General features: G+C 47.1%; 16 protein-coding genes. 13 read left to right on the forward strand and 3 right to left on the reverse strand.

Going from position 1 to position 17397, the window contains the following annotated elements; genetic code table 11:
* Positions 1-44 precede the first annotated feature (44 nt).
* The 3 genes from trkA (at position 45) to AB4138_RS05095 (ending at position 3549) form a co-directional block, all read left to right on the forward strand.
* The gene (gene trkA / locus AB4138_RS05085) at positions 45-1421 is read left to right on the forward strand and encodes a Trk system potassium transporter TrkA (RefSeq protein ID WP_004735766.1); all 1377 of its coding nucleotides are present in this window, start codon (positions 45-47) and stop codon (positions 1419-1421) included.
* Between the two features lie 80 nt (positions 1422-1501).
* Positions 1502-2947 carry a TrkH family potassium uptake protein gene (locus AB4138_RS05090; RefSeq protein ID WP_372305190.1) on the forward strand — a complete coding sequence of 482 codons (1446 nt, stop codon included), beginning with the start codon at positions 1502-1504 and terminating at the stop codon, positions 2945-2947.
* Between the two features lie 26 nt (positions 2948-2973).
* Complete coding sequence (locus AB4138_RS05095; RefSeq protein WP_372305193.1) at positions 2974-3549, forward strand: DUF3157 family protein; 576 nt, start codon at positions 2974-2976, stop codon at positions 3547-3549.
* Here the strand turns inward: AB4138_RS05095 and AB4138_RS05100 are convergent.
* Positions 3546-4199 carry a hemolysin III family protein gene (locus tag AB4138_RS05100; protein WP_017058777.1) on the reverse strand — a complete coding sequence of 218 codons (654 nt, stop codon included), beginning with the start codon at positions 4197-4199 and terminating at the stop codon, positions 3546-3548. The genes AB4138_RS05095 and AB4138_RS05100 overlap by 4 nt on opposite strands.
* Positions 4200-4355: 156 nt before the next feature.
* Positions 4356-5147, reverse strand: coding sequence for a sporulation protein (locus AB4138_RS05105; protein ID WP_017058778.1), 792 nt, complete (start codon positions 5145-5147; stop codon positions 4356-4358).
* A 283-nt stretch (positions 5148-5430) separates the two neighbouring features.
* Between AB4138_RS05105 and AB4138_RS05110 the strand changes: the two genes are divergently transcribed.
* From AB4138_RS05110 to AB4138_RS05135, 6 genes are all read left to right on the forward strand, one after another.
* Positions 5431-5598, forward strand: a complete 168-nt coding sequence (locus AB4138_RS05110) for a hypothetical protein (RefSeq protein WP_004739323.1) — start codon at positions 5431-5433, stop codon at positions 5596-5598.
* Between the two features lie 131 nt (positions 5599-5729).
* A complete protein-coding gene (locus AB4138_RS05115) occupies positions 5730-5993 on the forward strand; it encodes a YihD family protein (RefSeq protein ID WP_009848104.1) in 264 nt (87 codons plus the stop codon).
* A 326-nt stretch (positions 5994-6319) separates the two neighbouring features.
* Positions 6320-7738 carry a cytochrome c oxidase accessory protein CcoG gene (gene ccoG, locus AB4138_RS05120; RefSeq protein ID WP_017063014.1) on the forward strand — a complete coding sequence of 473 codons (1419 nt, stop codon included), beginning with the start codon at positions 6320-6322 and terminating at the stop codon, positions 7736-7738.
* A gap of 73 nt (positions 7739-7811) precedes the next feature.
* Positions 7812-8798 carry a serine/threonine protein kinase gene (locus AB4138_RS05125; RefSeq protein ID WP_372305207.1) on the forward strand — a complete coding sequence of 329 codons (987 nt, stop codon included), beginning with the start codon at positions 7812-7814 and terminating at the stop codon, positions 8796-8798.
* A gap of 55 nt (positions 8799-8853) precedes the next feature.
* Positions 8854-9453, forward strand: coding sequence for a thiol:disulfide interchange protein DsbA/DsbL (locus AB4138_RS05130; RefSeq protein ID WP_017063015.1), 600 nt, complete (start codon positions 8854-8856; stop codon positions 9451-9453).
* A gap of 139 nt (positions 9454-9592) precedes the next feature.
* Positions 9593-10549 carry a DUF2860 domain-containing protein gene (locus tag AB4138_RS05135; RefSeq protein WP_017066751.1) on the forward strand — a complete coding sequence of 319 codons (957 nt, stop codon included), beginning with the start codon at positions 9593-9595 and terminating at the stop codon, positions 10547-10549.
* A 62-nt stretch (positions 10550-10611) separates the two neighbouring features.
* On the opposite strand, the gene AB4138_RS05140 is transcribed toward AB4138_RS05135, so the two are convergent.
* Entirely contained in the window at positions 10612-12135 is a 1524-nt protein-coding gene (locus AB4138_RS05140; RefSeq protein ID WP_017058783.1) for a YifB family Mg chelatase-like AAA ATPase, read from the reverse strand.
* A gap of 472 nt (positions 12136-12607) precedes the next feature.
* Here AB4138_RS05140 and ilvG point away from each other — a divergent pair, with 472 nt between their 5' ends.
* The 4 genes from ilvG to ilvD are packed head-to-tail and all read left to right on the forward strand — an operon-like array spanning position 12608 to position 17395.
* The gene (ilvG, locus tag AB4138_RS05145) at positions 12608-14254 is read left to right on the forward strand and encodes an acetolactate synthase 2 catalytic subunit (protein WP_017058784.1); all 1647 of its coding nucleotides are present in this window, start codon (positions 12608-12610) and stop codon (positions 14252-14254) included.
* A 1-nt stretch (position 14255) separates the two neighbouring features.
* Positions 14256-14540 carry an acetolactate synthase 2 small subunit gene (ilvM, locus tag AB4138_RS05150; RefSeq protein ID WP_017055442.1) on the forward strand — a complete coding sequence of 95 codons (285 nt, stop codon included), beginning with the start codon at positions 14256-14258 and terminating at the stop codon, positions 14538-14540.
* A 12-nt stretch (positions 14541-14552) separates the two neighbouring features.
* Positions 14553-15521 (forward strand): branched-chain amino acid transaminase, encoded by a 969-nt coding sequence (locus AB4138_RS05155; RefSeq protein WP_171733076.1) that lies wholly within the window; start codon positions 14553-14555, stop codon positions 15519-15521.
* A 32-nt stretch (positions 15522-15553) separates the two neighbouring features.
* On the forward strand, positions 15554-17395 hold the full coding sequence (gene ilvD / locus AB4138_RS05160; protein ID WP_048610861.1) for a dihydroxy-acid dehydratase: 1842 nt from the start codon (positions 15554-15556) through the stop codon (positions 17393-17395).
* Positions 17396-17397: the final 2 nt, after the last annotated feature.

Raw genomic sequence — 17397 nt, forward strand, 5'->3', positions numbered from 1 at the left:
AGTTAGATAACTAGAATTACCACGGTAAAGAAAAGAGAAAGGCTATGAAGATCATTATCCTAGGTGCTGGACAAGTTGGCGGTACCCTTGCTGAAAACCTGGTTGGTGAAAACAACGACATCACCATTGTCGACCGTAATGCTGACCGACTTCGTGAACTTCAGGATAAGTACGACCTTAGGGTTGTAAACGGTTATGCCAGCCACCCAAACACACTACGTGAAGCGGGTGCGCAAGATGCCGACATGTTGGTTGCCGTAACCAACATGGATGAAACCAACATGGCTGCGTGTCAGGTTGCTTTCTCTCTTTTCAATACGCCGAACCGAATTGCTCGTATTCGCTCTCCTCAATACCTAGAAGAGAAAGAAGCGTTATTCAAATCAGGTGCCATCCCAGTCGATCACCTGATCGCACCCGAAGAGCTAGTGACCAGCTACATCGAGCGCCTGATTCAATACCCAGGCGCACTGCAGGTTGTGAGCTTTGCTGAACAGAAGGTTAGCCTAGTAGCAGTAAAAGCCTACTACGGTGGTCCACTGGTTGGTAACGCATTGTCTGCTTTGCGTGAGCACATGCCGCACATTGATACCCGTGTTGCCGCTATTTTCCGTCAAGGTCGCCCTATTCGTCCACAAGGCACCACCATCATTGAAGCCGATGATGAAGTGTTCTTCGTCGCAGCGAGTAACCACATCCGCTCAGTAATGAGTGAGCTACAGCGCCTAGAGAAACCGTACCGCCGCATCATGATTGTCGGTGGTGGTAACATTGGTGCAAGCTTGGCAAAACGCCTTGAGCAGAGCTACAGTATCAAGCTTATCGAGCGCAGCTACACTCGCGCCGAGAAGCTGTCTGAAGAATTAGAAAACACCATCGTATTCTGTGGTGATGCCGCCGATCAAGAGCTGCTGACCGAAGAGAATATCGATCAAGTTGATGTGTTCATCGCCCTAACCAATGAAGATGAAACCAACATCATGTCAGCCATGCTGGCGAAGCGAATGGGTGCCAAGAAGGTAATGGTACTGATTCAGCGTGGTGCTTACGTAGACCTTGTTCAGGGTGGTGTGATTGATATTGCTATCTCGCCACAGCAAGCGACCATTTCTGCGCTGCTTACTCACGTTCGTCGTGCTGATATCGTAAACGTATCCTCTCTACGTCGCGGCGCTGCAGAGGCGATCGAAGCGATTGCTCACGGTGACGAAACCACCTCTAAAGTGGTTGGCCGAGCGATTGGCGACATCAAGCTACCACCGGGCACCACTATTGGTGCGATTGTTCGCGGAGAAGAAGTACTTATCGCGCACGATAGAACCGTAATCGAACAAGATGACCACGTAGTGATGTTCCTAGTGGACAAGAAATACGTACCTGATGTTGAGTCTCTATTCCAACCGAGCCCGTTCTTCTTATAGCCTTGTTCTCGTAAGTATCTTCTCGCAACCTTCTTCTTGTGAGAACGACGCTTCGGCACAAAGCGATGGTCTATTAAGCTATGGTCAACTTTCGTCCGATATTATTAGTGATAGGGTTAGTGTTATCAAAACTCGCCCTTTTCATGTACATCCCCACATTGGTTGCCTTTTTCACAGGCACCGGTGGCTTCCTCGAGTTTGGTCAATCGGTAGTGATCACGCACATTGTGGCGTTCATCTGCTTGAGCTTAGGGCGCTCCGCTAAGTTCCGACTTGGGGTGCGGGACATGTTCCTGATCACCTCTCTGGTATGGACGATAGCCAGTGCCTTTGCTGCACTGCCGTTTGTCTTCATCAACCACATCAGCTTCACTGACGCCTATTTTGAAACCATGTCTGGTATCACCACAACAGGCTCAACCGTATTAAGCAGCTTAGACAGCATGGCACCAAGCATTCTGTTGTGGCGTTCTATATTGCAATGGTTAGGTGGCATCGGCTTCATCGTTATGGCGGTAGCGGTTCTGCCAATGCTCAACGTCGGTGGTATGCGCCTGTTCCAAACCGAATCATCCGACTGGTCAGATAAAAGCAGCCCACGAGCAAAAACGGTCGCGAAGAACATCGTGGCGGTTTATCTGGTTCTGACTGGCTTGTGCATCATTAGCTATCTCTTTGCAGGCATGGGCATCTTTGACGCGATCAATCATGCCTTCACAACACTGTCTACGGGTGGTTACTCAACATCAGATGGCTCGATGAACCACTTCTCTAACAGTGCTCACTGGGTGGGAACCCTGTTCATGTTCCTTGGTGGTCTGCCGTTCCTACTGTTCGTTAGCGCACTGCGTGGCAGAAAACTCTCAATCCTCTACAAAGACGCGCAAGTGAGAGGCTTCACCTATCTATTCTTAGTCACCAGTGCCGTGATATCGACATGGTTGGTGGTTAGAGATGGCTACACGGTCATGGATGCGATGCGTGTTTCGATGTTCAATATTGTGTCCGTAGTTACCACTACCGGTTTTGGCTTAGAAGACTTCACCGCGTGGGGTGCACTGCCAACGACCTTGTTTGCGTTTCTAATGATGTCGGGCGCGTGCTCAGGTTCAACCTCTGGCGGTATCAAAATCTTCCGCTTCCAGATCGCGATGACCATGCTTCACAAACAGATGATGAAGTTGATCCACCCATCAGGTGTCTTTGTTCAACGCTATAACCAACGCCCCGTTAATGACGACATTGTGCGTTCACTGGTCGCATTTGGTTTGATGTTCTTTATTACGATTATCTTAATTGCAGGTGGCTTGAGCGCGATGGGGCTTGATCCTGTGACCAGTATATCTGGTGCTATCACAGCCGTTGCCAACGTGGGCCCAGGCATGGGCAGCGTGATCGGTCCAACCGGGAACTTTGCTCCACTGCCCGACGCTGCTAAATGGTTGCTAAGCTTAGGAATGCTGATGGGGCGACTCGAGATACTGACGCTCATTGTTCTATTTTTCCCAGCCTTTTGGCGACGCTAATTGCACGAATATTTAAGGAAACAGAGATGAAATCATACCTACTTATCGCAAGCGCACTGCTAAGCAGTTCAGCCTTCGCCGACCAAATGGTAACTCTTCAAGATGGAAAACAGATACTGCTGAAAGATGACTTTACTTGGCAGTACGTGGCAGAGAAGCAAGCGGAAGAAGTAGCGACAACATCAGAGATCGCCGTACCTGTCGCAGCAGCGCCTGTTGTGGCAGTTCCAGTTGCGACTAACGTGCGTGGCACTACGATTGTGGTTAATAGTAAAAAGCCAAGCTTACAGCTGTCTCAGTCAGGAGTGGATGTTGTACTGGGTGCAAGTCGCTATGAAGATGGTGAGCTTATCATTCCGACAGCCATCACTAACCAAGGCACTCAAGCGGTCATTTTGGTATCACTTAACATCAGCGTATTTACTGCAGAAGGTGAGTTGTTGGCAGAAGAAGAAGTTGCTGTGTGGAAATCAATCAAACGAATGGCCGACACATACCTACGACCAAAGACGGGTGAAGAAGGCAAGCTCATCAAGCTCGACCTAGAACAACACCCTGAATATCAGATTAAAGCTGAGATTACTGAGGTACTGGCTCGCTAAACCGGAGTCACGTACAAATAAATAGCGAAGAAATGGCAAGCGCAGCCCGCCAACACAAACAAATGCCAGATGGCATGATTGTAAGGGATGCGTTTTGCCACATAGAAAATCACACCCAACGAGTAAATCACGCCACCGAGTGCTAGTAGCACCAAACCACCCATCTCGATATTCATCGCCAGTTGATAAACCACAATCAGCGATAACCAACCCATCGCCAAGTAAGTCACCAATGACAAACGCTTAAATCGGTAGACGAAGGCAATCTTCATAATGATTCCGACTAGCGCGATACCCCAAATCACTGCCATCAAACCCATCGCCAATGGTGTTCTTAAACTCACCAATAAAAATGGCGTGTAACTGCCCGCGATCAATAAGTAGATCGCACAGTGATCGAGAGTTTTCAGTAATCGCTTGGTCTTTTCTGTGGTGATCGAGTGATAAAGCGTGGAAGCGAGAAAGAGTAGGATAATACTGCTGCCATATACCGCCATACTCGCAATAGTCAGTATGTCGGCTTGATGGTCAAACGCACGAATCAGCAGCAGGACTAAACCAACCACGCCAAGCACAACACCCAAGCCATGGGTTATCGCATTGGCGCGTTCTTCGATGTCACTGTATTCGCTCGCCGATGATGCAGACATGATTATCCTACTAGAGTAAATGTTCGATTTGCCTAGTATTGCACATTAAGCTTACACGTGTAAGCTTAAATTTTTATGACATCTTTTATGACATTAATAACGCCTAAACGGTGTGATGAAGCTAAGGTCTCTAAAGCTACAGAACCAAAGAGCTAACTAAGATGCGTTGTCTAGATACTCAAGTACCATCTTGCCCGCATCTTGTGGTGACGTATCCAATGGCACACTCAATTGACGCTGCAGTTGGCCAATGCCTAACAAGCTCGCCAACATGCCTTTTGCACCATCGCGATTACGGTCTATCTCAAACCACAACTTAAGCTCGGTTTCATCACGATGAGCAACCACTTCCAGTTCACGCCAGCGGCCATGATATGGACCAGTGGTAGGGACAAACTCAAACTCTTGAACAAATGGCAGTTCAAAGCCCTCTACTGCTTCGCACTCAACTTGGCGAATGCGTAAACCTTGAGCTTCTAGTTCATTAAAAATACCATCAAGAAGTGCATCTGGGCGAACCGTTAAAATATCCTTATCCGATGGATCAATCGCCATCGCAATATCGAGCCCGGTTTCTAGCCACACCTTTGAATCACCAATCGTGACAGGTGTGTTCAGCGGGACATCAAACTCACATTCAAAATCACGGGTTTCACCCGGCTGAATAACAAAGGCATACGGCAGGCTCCATTTGGCCAACGAGTATGTCTGGTGCATTCGACGTGTTTGACCGCCCTCTTGCCTTTGCGAATTCATAGTAATTTCTTTGACGTAACGACAGCACAAGTTGAGATCGATATTGTCGATCTCTTGTGGCTGAGCGCCACCATAGACATGCACAATAATGCTCGCCTTCTTGCCTGGATAAAGCACTTCCTGTTGCAATACAGAATCCACCTTGGCAGATCCAATTCCAAAACTTGCTAACGTTTTCTTTAAGAACGACATATGCACCTCCTTTAAAGCATCATCTTAAGCCTGAAAGAGGTTCAAACTCAAATATACTGCTCACACTATTTTAGCTCTAATATCGTCTATTTATCACTCAGGCGTCGATCGATAACTTAGATAGTGATAATCTAAGCCTTGATATGCATGCATATCATTATCCTGATTTATTCTTCGGATTGGCGAAAGCCAGACGAGTGACGCTTCAAGCAATTGAGGTGGAGCTCATGGTAAATCAGGCCATTAGATTGGCAATGGATATGCCTGACCGTTAGGTAAATTAATGCGCCCAACAGCTGTCAGGTTCTCGCACACCAACCGTAGTGCGATGCGTCGTCGTAGTGGCTTTGTTGCTGCTCCAACGGCTAAGAAATTGGCTCCTACAATGACTCTAGTTGAGAAGACTGCTTTATTAGCACCGACTACAACGAAAGTGATTAAAGCCGCTTAACAAAAAGCGCAGTTTTTACTGCGCTTTTTTCTTGCCCGCTCCCATCTTGAAATGTGTTTACACATTGGTATTCCCTACCCGATTTGATACCTTAGCCACAAATCATTATAAAATTTGTGGAGAAATAAAGTATGAAGTGTCACCGCATTGAAGAACTGCTTGAACTGATGGAGCCTGAGTGGCAGAAAGATCAAGAGCTTAACCTATTAGAGTTCATCATTAAGCTATCAAAAGAAGCGGGCTACCAAGGCAAGCTTGAAGAACTGACTGACGATGTTCTTATCTATCACCTAAAAATGCGCAACAGCGAAAAAGATGAGATGATCCCGGGCCTGAAAAAAGACCAAGAAGATGATTTCAAAACCGCAATTCTAAAAGCACGTGGCCTTCTTTAGTCGCCCGTTAGTTTAGAGCTCAATTGCCGTATAGATAAAACACTCAATTTTAAAAAGCGACCACCAGGTCGCTTTTTTGTTTCTGTTCGCTATTTTTTCGTAACAACTGTTATGACTTTTGTTGTTAAAGGTTGATAGCGTTAAAGAAATGAGAACAAGATTGTCGTTATAATCGCCATCCATAAGAATCTTCTAAAATAATAAGAGTGAGTGCGATAACAACAAATGCACCAAGCTCAATTTCAACAGGTTCTCTAAACCATACTTTCAAGTAATGTCGTCATGCCCGACTTAACCGGGCAAACAAGCCACAAAAAGGATAGTCCATGAGTCAGGATAAAATCGATATCAAAGATGTGACTCCTAAAACCTTTAACCCGAAAACACATAAAGGTAATGGAGATCGATTTAACCCAAGTAACCGAATCTATGTTCGAGAAAGCAAAGGTAAATTCCAACAACTGCGTCGCTATGGCGGTTGGTTCTTACTTTTACTTTTTGCGCTTATCCCATGGATTCCCTTTGGTGAACGTCAAGCGATCTTGCTCGATATCGGCAGCCAACAGTTCAACTTCTTTGGCACCACCTTATACCCGCAAGATCTGACCCTACTCGCGATCCTATTTATGATTGCCGCGTTTGGCCTGTTTTTCATAACCACCTTCTTAGGCCGTGTCTGGTGTGGCTATTTATGCCCACAAACCGTCTGGACCTTCATGTATATCTGGTTCGAAGAGAAGCTAGAAGGCGCTGCCAATAAGCGAAGAAAACAAGACTCGGGCAAACTGACGAGCAATTTAATCCTCAGAAAAACCCTCAAACACATTGCGTGGTGGGCGATTGCCATTGCGACGGGCTTAACCTTTGTTGGTTACTTCATCCCAATCAAAGAGTTAGTGGTTGGCTTCTTTACCTTTAACTCGTCTTTCTGGCCGGTGTTTTGGGTACTGTTCTTTGCTGGATGTACTTATGCCAATGCGGGTTGGATGCGTTCAATTGTTTGTCTGCACATGTGTCCTTACGCGCGTTTCCAGTCGGCAATGTTCGATAAAGACACCTTCATCGTTGGTTACAACACAGAACGTGGTGAAAGCCGTGGCCCTCGCTCTCGTAAAGCCGATCCAAAAGAGCTTAGTCTAGGCGACTGTATTGACTGTAATCTGTGTGTACAAGTGTGCCCTACGGGTATCGATATCCGTGACGGCCTGCAATACGAGTGTATTAACTGCGGCGCGTGTATTGATGCCTGTGACAACACGATGGAGCGTATGGGCTATGAGAAAGGCCTGATCAATTACACCACCGAGCACAGACTTGAAGGTCACTCGACCAAGGTAATGCGTCCCAAGCTGTTGGGCTATGGCGCTATCTTGATCGTGATGCTGGGCTTGTTCTTCGCCCAAATCGCGAGCGTTGATCCTGCCGGCCTAAGTGTTCTGCGTGACCGAAACCAACTGTTTAGAGTCAATAACCAAGGGTTGGTTGAAAACACCTACACCTTGAAAGTGATCAACAAGACTCAACAAGAGCAAGAGTACAAACTCGATGTTAGCGGACTGCCCGATTCTATCTGGTATGGTAAACAGACGATTACTGTCGATCCAGGCGAGGTTTTGAACCTACCTATCAGTTTGGGCGCCGACCCAGAAAAACTGAGCTCACCAGTTTCGACAATTCAGTTTATACTCTCGGATAATGAAGAGTTTACGATGGAAGTCGAAAGCCGCTTTATCAAGAAGCTCTGATACCCGCACCGTAGTGCTTGGTATAACAACCCAATAAATGGAAAAAGGCTCAGTAATGAGCCTTTTTTATTCTATGACGATGCAAGCCTTTAACTTTGATAACCTGACTCCTGACTTCATGTGGTACGCACTGGAGAGCATCGGATTTCGCGCTGAATCCGGGCTTCTCGCTCTCAACAGTTACGAAAACCGTGTCTATCAGTTCACCGATGAAGACCGTAAGCGCTACGTCGTTAAGTTTTACCGTCCACAACGCTGGAACAAGGCACAGATCCAAGAAGAGCATGACTTCGCACTCGAGCTTATCGAACAAGAGATGCCGGTTGCGCCTCCAATGCGAATCAACGGTGCAACCTTACATGAATACCAAGGCTACCTATTTGCACTATTTGAAAGTGTTGGCGGCAGACAGTATGAAGTTGACAATCTAGATCAATTGGAAGGCGTAGGACGCTTTCTTGGTCGTATTCATAAAGCCAGCGCGGGAAGAACATTCCAGCATCGCCCGACCATCAGCTTAGATGAATACCTTTATCAGCCACGTAAGATTCTAGAGAACTCTCAGTTTATCCCGACGCACCTAGAAAATGCCTTCTTCAATGACGTTGACCTTCTGATCAAAGAGCTAGAGAGCCAGTGGCCGAGCAACATTGAGAATATCCGCCTGCACGGTGACTGCCACCCTGGCAATATTTTGTGGCGCGATGGGCCAATGTTCGTCGATCTTGATGACGCTCGTAACGGCCCTGCGATACAAGATCTGTGGATGCTGCTCAATGGCGAGCGCCAAGATAAGCTGATGCAACTGGATATTTTGCTAGAGAGTTACCAAGAGTTTTGCGATTTTAATACCGCACAACTGAAACTAATCGAACCACTACGCGGTCTACGTATGGTGCATTACATGGCATGGTTGGCGAAACGATGGCACGATCCTGCGTTTCCTCTGGCCTTCCCGTGGTTTAATGATCCGAAATATTGGGAGCAACAAGTACTTGCTTGTAAAGAGCAAATTGCTACCCTGCAAGAGCCACCACTTTCGTTAATGCCTCAGTGGTAACAGCAATCGCAACATACAACTAGATAAAAATTCAAACATAATGGAGATTGGATAAATGAAAAAGCTATTCGCATTTTTCTCATTGATCATGTTGAGCCTTACCGCTCACGCTGCGAAATTTAACGAAGGTGAACACTACAAAGTTCTCGACCTAGAAGCATCAAAAAAACCAATGGTGACAGAGTTCTTCTCTTTTTACTGCCCACACTGTAATAGCTTTGAGCCAATCATCCAGCAGCTAAAACAACAGCTACCTAAAGACGCTAAGCTACAGAAGAACCATGTTTCATTCATGGGTGGCAACATGGGTCTGCCAATGAGCAAAGCTTACGCGACAATGATTGCACTGAAAGTTGAAGATAAAATGGTGCCAGTGATGTTTAACCGCATCCACACAATGAACAAGCCACCACGTGATGAAGAAGAACTGCGTCAAATCTTCCTAGACGAAGGCGTTGATGCGAAGAAATTCGATGCTGCGTATAACGGCTTTGCTGTAGATTCTATGGTTCGTCGCTTCGACAAAGCATTCAAAGACAGCGGCCTTTCAGGTGTACCCGCTGTTGTGGTTAACAACCGCTACCTAGTAGAAGCTCAAGGTATCAACTCTCTTGATGAGTACTTCGAGCTCGTGAACTTCTTATTAAAGAAGTAAGCCATTGATGAAAGGAAGCTTCGGCTTCCTTTTTTTTGCTAGTTCAAAAATCATTATTGATAAATAATTAACCTGGAAGTTTAAAGCTTTACTGCTATTAATAACCCGTCCTAAGAACCGGTGGGCAAGGAGCCCTTGAATGAAAATAAAAATAACTCTCTTGGCATTGAGCGTTGCGGCTTCTCCCGCTTTTGCCAAGCTTGCAGACCAACAAGGTTTCAGTGGTGAAATCTCTCTCAATACCGGGGTTACCTCTTCCACCTCGAACTTTAATACCGATGCTGATAGCAATCTTTCATCCACAGATCAGAAGGCTTCTTCGGAAAGCTCTTTTCTGGTTGCTCCTTTAGGTAGTGTTGCTTATACCTTTGGTGAAAAGCTAAACCATCAGGTATACACAGGTACCGCGCGAGATGATGTAGCAACAGGTACTGTAGTTCTCGAAGTCGGTTACAAATACCAACTTGAGTCAGGCATGGTGATCGACGCTTCACTGCTGCCAACCATTATGTCTGGTGAAACTTGGGCTGATCCATACAACACCACATCAGCTCGCACCAAGACCGATGAAACTGGCAATGCGTTTCGTTTGAAGCTAAGCAACATTGCGGGCTCAGCTTTCTCGCTAGACATGGCCTATGCGACCAAAGATGTCGACAAGGATGATATTCAAGATCAAGAGCTCAAACGAGATGCCAATACTCTCTACTTGAAAGGTCAATATCGCCTGCCACTTAGTCGTACCATGATGCTTATTCCATCCGTCATCTATCAAACACGTGATGCTGATGGTAAAGCTGAATCTTACGACCAATTCGGTGGTGAGGTAAGCTTGTTTGGTGGCATGGGGCGTCACAAGTACGCACTAACAGCGGGTTACAACCAACGCTCTTACGATGCGAGCAACCCGATCTACGACAAGAAACGCAGCGACGACAATATCAACCTATTCGCCGCCTATGAGTATGATCAATTCATGGATTGGGAAAACTGGTCGTTTATTTCACTGGCAGGCTACGGCACCAGCGACTCGAACATTACCTTCTACGACGAGTCTCAATATATAGTTTCAGTTGGCTTGAACTACAAGTTCTAACCTTAGCGAGTATGAACTGCAATCCAACGAAAGCCTGCATCTAAGCAGGCTTTTTCTGCTTGCTAGACAGCTTGAGCCGTGAGTTGTTTCAGCAAGCGATCCATCGCGCGATAGCCTAGCGCTTCTGATAGATGTTTCTTTTCGATCTGCTCGTTACCGTCAAGGTCGGCAATGGTTCGTGCCACCTTAATAATTCGATGATAAGCACGAATCGATAAACCCAAGCGATGTAGTGCTGTCTCAAGAAACTCTGCATCTTCGCGTCGCAGTGGGCAATACTTCTCAATTTCTCGGCTACCTAACAGTGCATTCGATTTATGGTTGCGAGATAGCATTAACTCTCGCGCCTGCCTAACCCTTTGCTTAACTACTTGAGTGGTTTCACCGCGATCACCGCCTTCGGCCAACATTCCTTTTGGCAACAGAGGTATCTCCAATGACATATCGAACCTATCCAGCAAGGGCCCAGATAAGCGATTGAGGTAACGCAGGATGATCTGTGGGTTGGCGCGCGCCTGGTTACCTTCGTAATAACCCGTTGGACTTGGGTTAAGTGCACCGACCAATTGAAAACGCGCAGGAAAACGAGTCTTGCCCGCAGCACGGGAGATAATGATCTCGCCCGACTCTAGTGGCTCTCGTAATGAATCAAGCACCTTGCGCTCAAACTCCGGCATCTCATCTAAGAACAATAAGCCGTTATGCGCTAAAGAGATCTCTCCGGGGCGAGGCACCGAACCACCACCCACTAATGCCGCCATTGAACTGGAATGGTGAGGAGAGCGAAAAGGTCGTTGCTTCCAGTTGTATTGATTGATTTCTTGTTGCGTTAACGAGGCCACCGACGCGGTTTCCATCGCTTCGTCATCACTCATTTCAGGTAATAGGTCACGCAGTCGAGAAGCGAGCATAGTTTTTCCGGTTCCGGGTGGGCCAAGAAACAATAAGTTATGATTCCCAGCAGCGGCTATCTCTAGAGCTCGCTTGCCTTGTTGTTGGCCGATAATATCTTGTAGGTCGCGAAGCACTGAAACATCAGCCTGATGATGTTCCGTTCTATATAGCCCAAGCTGAGCCTGTCCACACATGTCAGCACAAACCTCCAACAAGGTTTGTGCAGATTTATGCGCTCCCTTGCCCACCAGCGCAGCCTGATCACCGTTATGATGTGGGACAACTAAGCATCGCTCTACACTGTCGGCGGCTAACGTCGCAGGCAAAACGCCCTTTACCGAGCGAAGTTCTCCTGACAATGCCAACTCACCGATAAATTCATGTTGAGCTATTTTTGATGTCGGAAGCTGATCTGACGCCACCAAAATCCCAAGCGCGATGGGCAGGTCAAAACGGCCACCTTCTTTGGGCAAATCGGCTGGGGCGAGATTAACCGTGATTCTTTTCGATGGAAACTCAAAGCGAGAATTGATGATCGCGCTTCTCACTCGATCTTTAGATTCCTTGACCGTTGTTTCAGGTAGACCCACCAGCGTGAAGCCAGGCATTCCGTTGCTTATATGCACCTCAACGGTCACTTCTGGCGCCTCTACACCCACACTAGCTCGGCTATGAATTATCGCGAGTCCCATAACTTTCCTTTGTCTTTGATTTAAAAGTATTCGCTCTGGATATTCGTTGCTCACCAAAGCGATAAGGTTGTTATATAGCTTGGTGGAATGGTATTTTAATGTGAAAAAAGAATGACATTTCCCTTGTCATGCGGCAGATTTGTGTGATAACACTAGAGATGTAGACATTTACTGAAGACAATAAACGAGAAAACTCGAATTTTATGATTTTTAACGCTCGCATTTACGCACTGATTAACCTGATTATCGTAGTCATTATTAAGACTGCGCGGGGGCGAGTGGGAAGAAAGTAACCACGAATTAGAAAAAACCCCCGCACTGACAAGTCCGGGGGTTTTTTCTAATTTAAACATTCGATTTTTATATTTTTGAGCATTTTCGGCTTTGCCGATTTACAGGAAGAATGGGAGCACAAGATGTGCAGAGACAAAGGAAACAGTTACCAAAATAAAGGTAATACGGGAGAATTCCGATGAAAGGCGCAGAACTAGTCGTATCCGCACTCAAGCAACAAGGAATTGAGACCGTATTTGGTTACCCCGGTGGTGCCATCATGCCAATCTACGATGCACTCTATGACGGCGGGGTTGAACATATCCTATGTCGCCATGAGCAAGGCGCCGCTATGGCCGCGATCGGCATGGCTAGAGCAACACAAGATGTCGCTGTTTGTATGGCAACCTCGGGACCAGGTGCAACCAACCTAGTCACTGGCCTTGCTGATGCCTTTATGGATTCAATCCCATTGGTTGCTATCACAGGTCAGGTTGCAAGTTCCCACATTGGTACCGATGCATTCCAAGAAATGGATGTGATTGGTATGTCTCTGTCATGTACTAAACACAGCTACCTAGTAACTGATATTGAAGAGCTAGCTCCAACCCTCGCTGAAGCGTTTGTGGTAGCAAAGTCTGGCCGCCCTGGCCCGGTTATCGTCGATATCGCTAAAGACGTTCAACTAGCAGAAGCACCTGTTAACGCTCTTCCTGAATTTACTCCACCCGCAATTCCTGTTGCGACAACTGATGCCATTGAACAGGCACAGTACTTTTTGTCTCAAGCGACCCGTCCTGTTTTATACGTAGGTGGTGGTGTTCAACTTGCTAAAGCAACCGATGCGGTTCGTGAGTTTTTACGCCTAAACCCAATGCCAGCAGTAAGCACACTGAAAGGCTTGGGCACTATCGAACGTGACGACCCACACTACCTTGGCATGCTGGGTATGCACGGCACTAAAGCCGCTAACCTTGTGGTTCAAGAGAGTGACCTGTTGATTGTTGTCGGTGCTCGTTTTGATGACCGAGTAACTGGCAAACTCGATACCTTTGCGCCGCATGCTAAGGTTATCCATATCGATATCGATGCCGCTGAGTTCAGCAAACTGCGTCTTGCCAATGCGCCAATTCGCGGTGACATCAACAAGATCATGCCTCAACTAGAGCTAAGCCAAGACATCTCCTCTTGGGTTCATCACTCTGAAGGTCTTCGTAGCTCATTCAAATGGCGTTACGACCACCCTGGTGATCTGATTTTTGCTCCACTGCTGTTGAAGCAACTGTCAGACATGATGCCAGCAAGCTCTATCGTATCGACTGATGTGGGCCAACACCAAATGTGGGCAGCTCAGCACATTCAGCCTCGCGATCCACAGAACTTCATTACCTCTGCCGGTTTAGGCACCATGGGCTTTGGCTTGCCAGCTGCAATGGGTGCTTCGGTTGGGCGTCCTGATGACCAATCTATTCTTATCTCTGGTGATGGCTCGTTCATGATGAACGTGCAAGAGCTTGGCACGCTGAAACGCCGCCAAATCCCAGTGAAGATGGTACTTCTTAACAACTCTCGCTTGGGTATGGTTCGCCAATGGCAATCGTTGTTCTTCGATGGCCGCCATAGTGAAACTATCCTAGATGACAACCCAGACTTCGTAATGCTAGCGAAAGCGTTCGATATCCCGGGTAAAACCATCACGCGTAAAGAAGAAGTAGAACCAGCACTAAAAGAGATGCTAGAGAGCAAAACCGCCTACCTACTTCATGTTCTTATCGATGAAGAAGAGAACGTATGGCCACTAGTACCGCCAGGTGCTTCAAACAGTGAGATGTTGGAGAACACATAACATGAAAAGATACCTATTAGACATCAAAGCCGATGATAAGCCTGTACTACTAGAGCGTGTTCTTCGTGTTATCCGCCACCGTGGCTTTATTGTTAAGCAAGTCGCGGGCACTCAAAACCACGAAAGCAAAGTGGCGAGTGTTGAGATCATTGTCGACAGTGACCGTCCGATCTCTTTCTTAGTCAATCAAATCGAAAAGCTGTGGGATGTGCGTACCGTTGACGTTATCTCTATCAGTCGTAATGAATTGCCAAACAACAACTTACAACAAAAGATAAACGCATAAGGAACCACAAACATGACAGCTAAAACGGCAGACTATATTTGGTTTAACGGTGAGATGGTTCCTTGGGCAGAGGCGAACGTTCACGTCCTGACTCACGCAATGCACTACGGTACTTCCGTATTTGAAGGTGTTCGTTGCTACAACACACCAAAGGGTCCGGTTATTTTCCGTCACCCTGAGCACGCTAAGCGCCTAAAAGACTCAGCAAAAATCTACCGCTTCCCTATTCCTTACACTGAGGAAGAAATTATGGAAGCGACTCGCGAAACGCTACGTCAAAATAAGCTAGAGTCAGCGTACATCCGCCCTCTCGGCTTTGTTGGTAACGTAGGTTTGGGCGTATGCCCTCCAGAAAACACTGAGATGGAACTTATCATCGCTGCTTTCCCTTGGGGTTCTTACCTAGGTGAAGAAGCGCTAGAGAATGGCGTAGACGCAATGATCTCAAGCTGGAACCGTGCCGCTCCAAACACCATCCCAACCGCTGCTAAAGCGGGTGGTAACTACCTATCTTCACTGCTCGTTGGTGGTGAAGCGCGTCGTCATGGTTACGATGAAGGTATCGCTCTAAGTGTTGATGGTTACCTTTCTGAAGGGGCTGGTGAAAACATCTTTGTAGTGCGCAATGGCGTGCTATCGACACCACCAGCGACCAGTGCAATCCTGCCGGGCATCACGCGTGATTCGATCATGACACTAGCAAAAGACATGGGTTATGAGATCCGTGAAGAGAATATTGCTCGTGAAGCGCTATACCTTGCTGATGAAGTCTTCATGACAGGCACAGCAGCGGAAATCGTTCCGGTTCGCAGCGTAGACAAAATTACAGTAGGTGAAGGCAAACGCGGCCCTATCACTGAAAAAGTTCAAGCGGCTTACTTTGGTTTATTCAATGGTACCACTGAAGATAAATGGGGCTGGTTAGATTACGTTTATCCAGAAAACCACGCTTCAGAAAGCCAAACACAATCAACTAAGTAAGCAACAGCCAAGTATTTATAAGGATTTAAGCAATGCCAATCTATCGTTCAGCAACAACTACCCACGGACGCAACATGGCTGGTGCGCGCGCTTTATGGCGTGCAACTGGCGTTAAAGATGATGACTTCGGTAAGCCAATCATCGCAGTTGTAAACTCGTTCACTCAATTCGTACCAGGCCACGTTCACCTTAAAGATATGGGTCAACTGGTTGCTGGTGAAATCGAGAAAGCGGGCGGTATCGCTAAAGAATTCAACACCATCGCAGTCGATGATGGTATCGCAATGGGCCACGGCGGCATGCTGTACTCACTGCCATCACGTGAGCTTATCGCGGATTCAGTAGAATACATGGTCAATGCACACTGTGCGGATGCGATGGTGTGTATCTCGAACTGTGACAAAATCACTCCGGGAATGATGATGGCAGCAATGCGCCTTAACATCCCAGTGATCTTTGTATCAGGCGGCCCAATGGAAGCGGGTAAAACCAAGCTTTCAGATCAGATCATCAAGCTCGACCTTGTTGACGCAATGATCCAAGGTGCCGATCCAACGATTTCTGATGAGCAAAGTGAGCAAGTAGAACGTTCTGCATGTCCAACATGTGGTTCTTGTTCAGGTATGTTCACGGCTAACTCAATGAACTGTCTAACTGAAGCGCTTGGTCTATCTCAGCCTGGTAACGGCTCTATGCTAGCAACCCACGCTGACCGTGAAGAGCTATTCATCAATGCAGGTAAACGCATCGTTGACCTAACTAAGCGTTACTACGAGCAAGACGACGAATCAGCACTGCCACGCAACATCGCTAACCGCGCAGCCTTTGATAATGCAATGGCGCTAGATATCGCGATGGGCGGTTCAAGTAACACAGTACTTCACCTTTTAGCGGCAGCTCAAGAAGGTGAGATTGATTTTGATATGGGTGATATCGACGAGATGTCTCGCCGTGTTCCACACCTATGTAAAGTTGCGCCTTCAACACCTAAGTACCACATGGAAGACGTTCACCGCGCTGGTGGTGTAATGGCTATCCTAGGTGAGCTTGATCGTGCAGGTCTACTGAACAACCAAACACGCACTGTACTTGGCCTAAGCATGCAAGAGCAGCTAGCTCAATACGACATCATGCAAACAGAAGATGAAGCCGTGCTTAAGTTCTTCCGCGCTGGCCCTGCTGGCATTCGTACTACCAAAGCCTTCTCACAAGATTGTCGTTGGGATCGCCTTGATGATGACCGCGTCGATGGTTGTATCCGTACCAAAGAGAACGCATTCAGCCAAGAAGGTGGTCTAGCGGTACTTTCAGGTAACATCGCGGTTGATGGTTGTATCGTTAAGACCGCGGGTGTTGATGAAGAAAACCTTAAATTCCAAGGCCCTGCAATCGTATTCGAAAGCCAAGATACGGCAGTAGACGGCATCTTAGCGGGTAAAGTAAAAGCAGGTGAAGTGGTTGTTATTCGTTACGAAGGTCCTAAAGGTGGTCCGGGCATGCAAGAAATGCTCTACCCAACGACTTACCTAAAATCTATGGGTCTAGGTAAATCTTGTGCTCTTCTAACTGACGGACGTTTCTCTGGTGGTACATCAGGTTTGTCTATCGGTCACGCGTCTCCAGAAGCTGCAAGTGGCGGTGTGATTGGTCTAGTAAACACTGGCGATATCATCACTATCGACATCCCTAGCCGCTCAATCACACTTGATGTGCCTGAAGCAGAACTTGAAGCACGTCGCGTTAAACAAGATGCACTAGGCTGGAAACCAGAAAACCGCCAGCGTGAAGTGTCTTTCGCACTGAAAGCTTACGCAAGCATGGCGACCAGTGCCGACAAAGGCGCCGTGCGTGATAAGTCTAAGCTAGAGGGCTAGTC

Origin of the sequence: Vibrio sp. 10N.286.52.C3 (assembly GCF_041468865.1) — a bacterium.
GTDB lineage: Bacteria > Pseudomonadota > Gammaproteobacteria > Enterobacterales > Vibrionaceae > Vibrio > Vibrio crassostreae_C.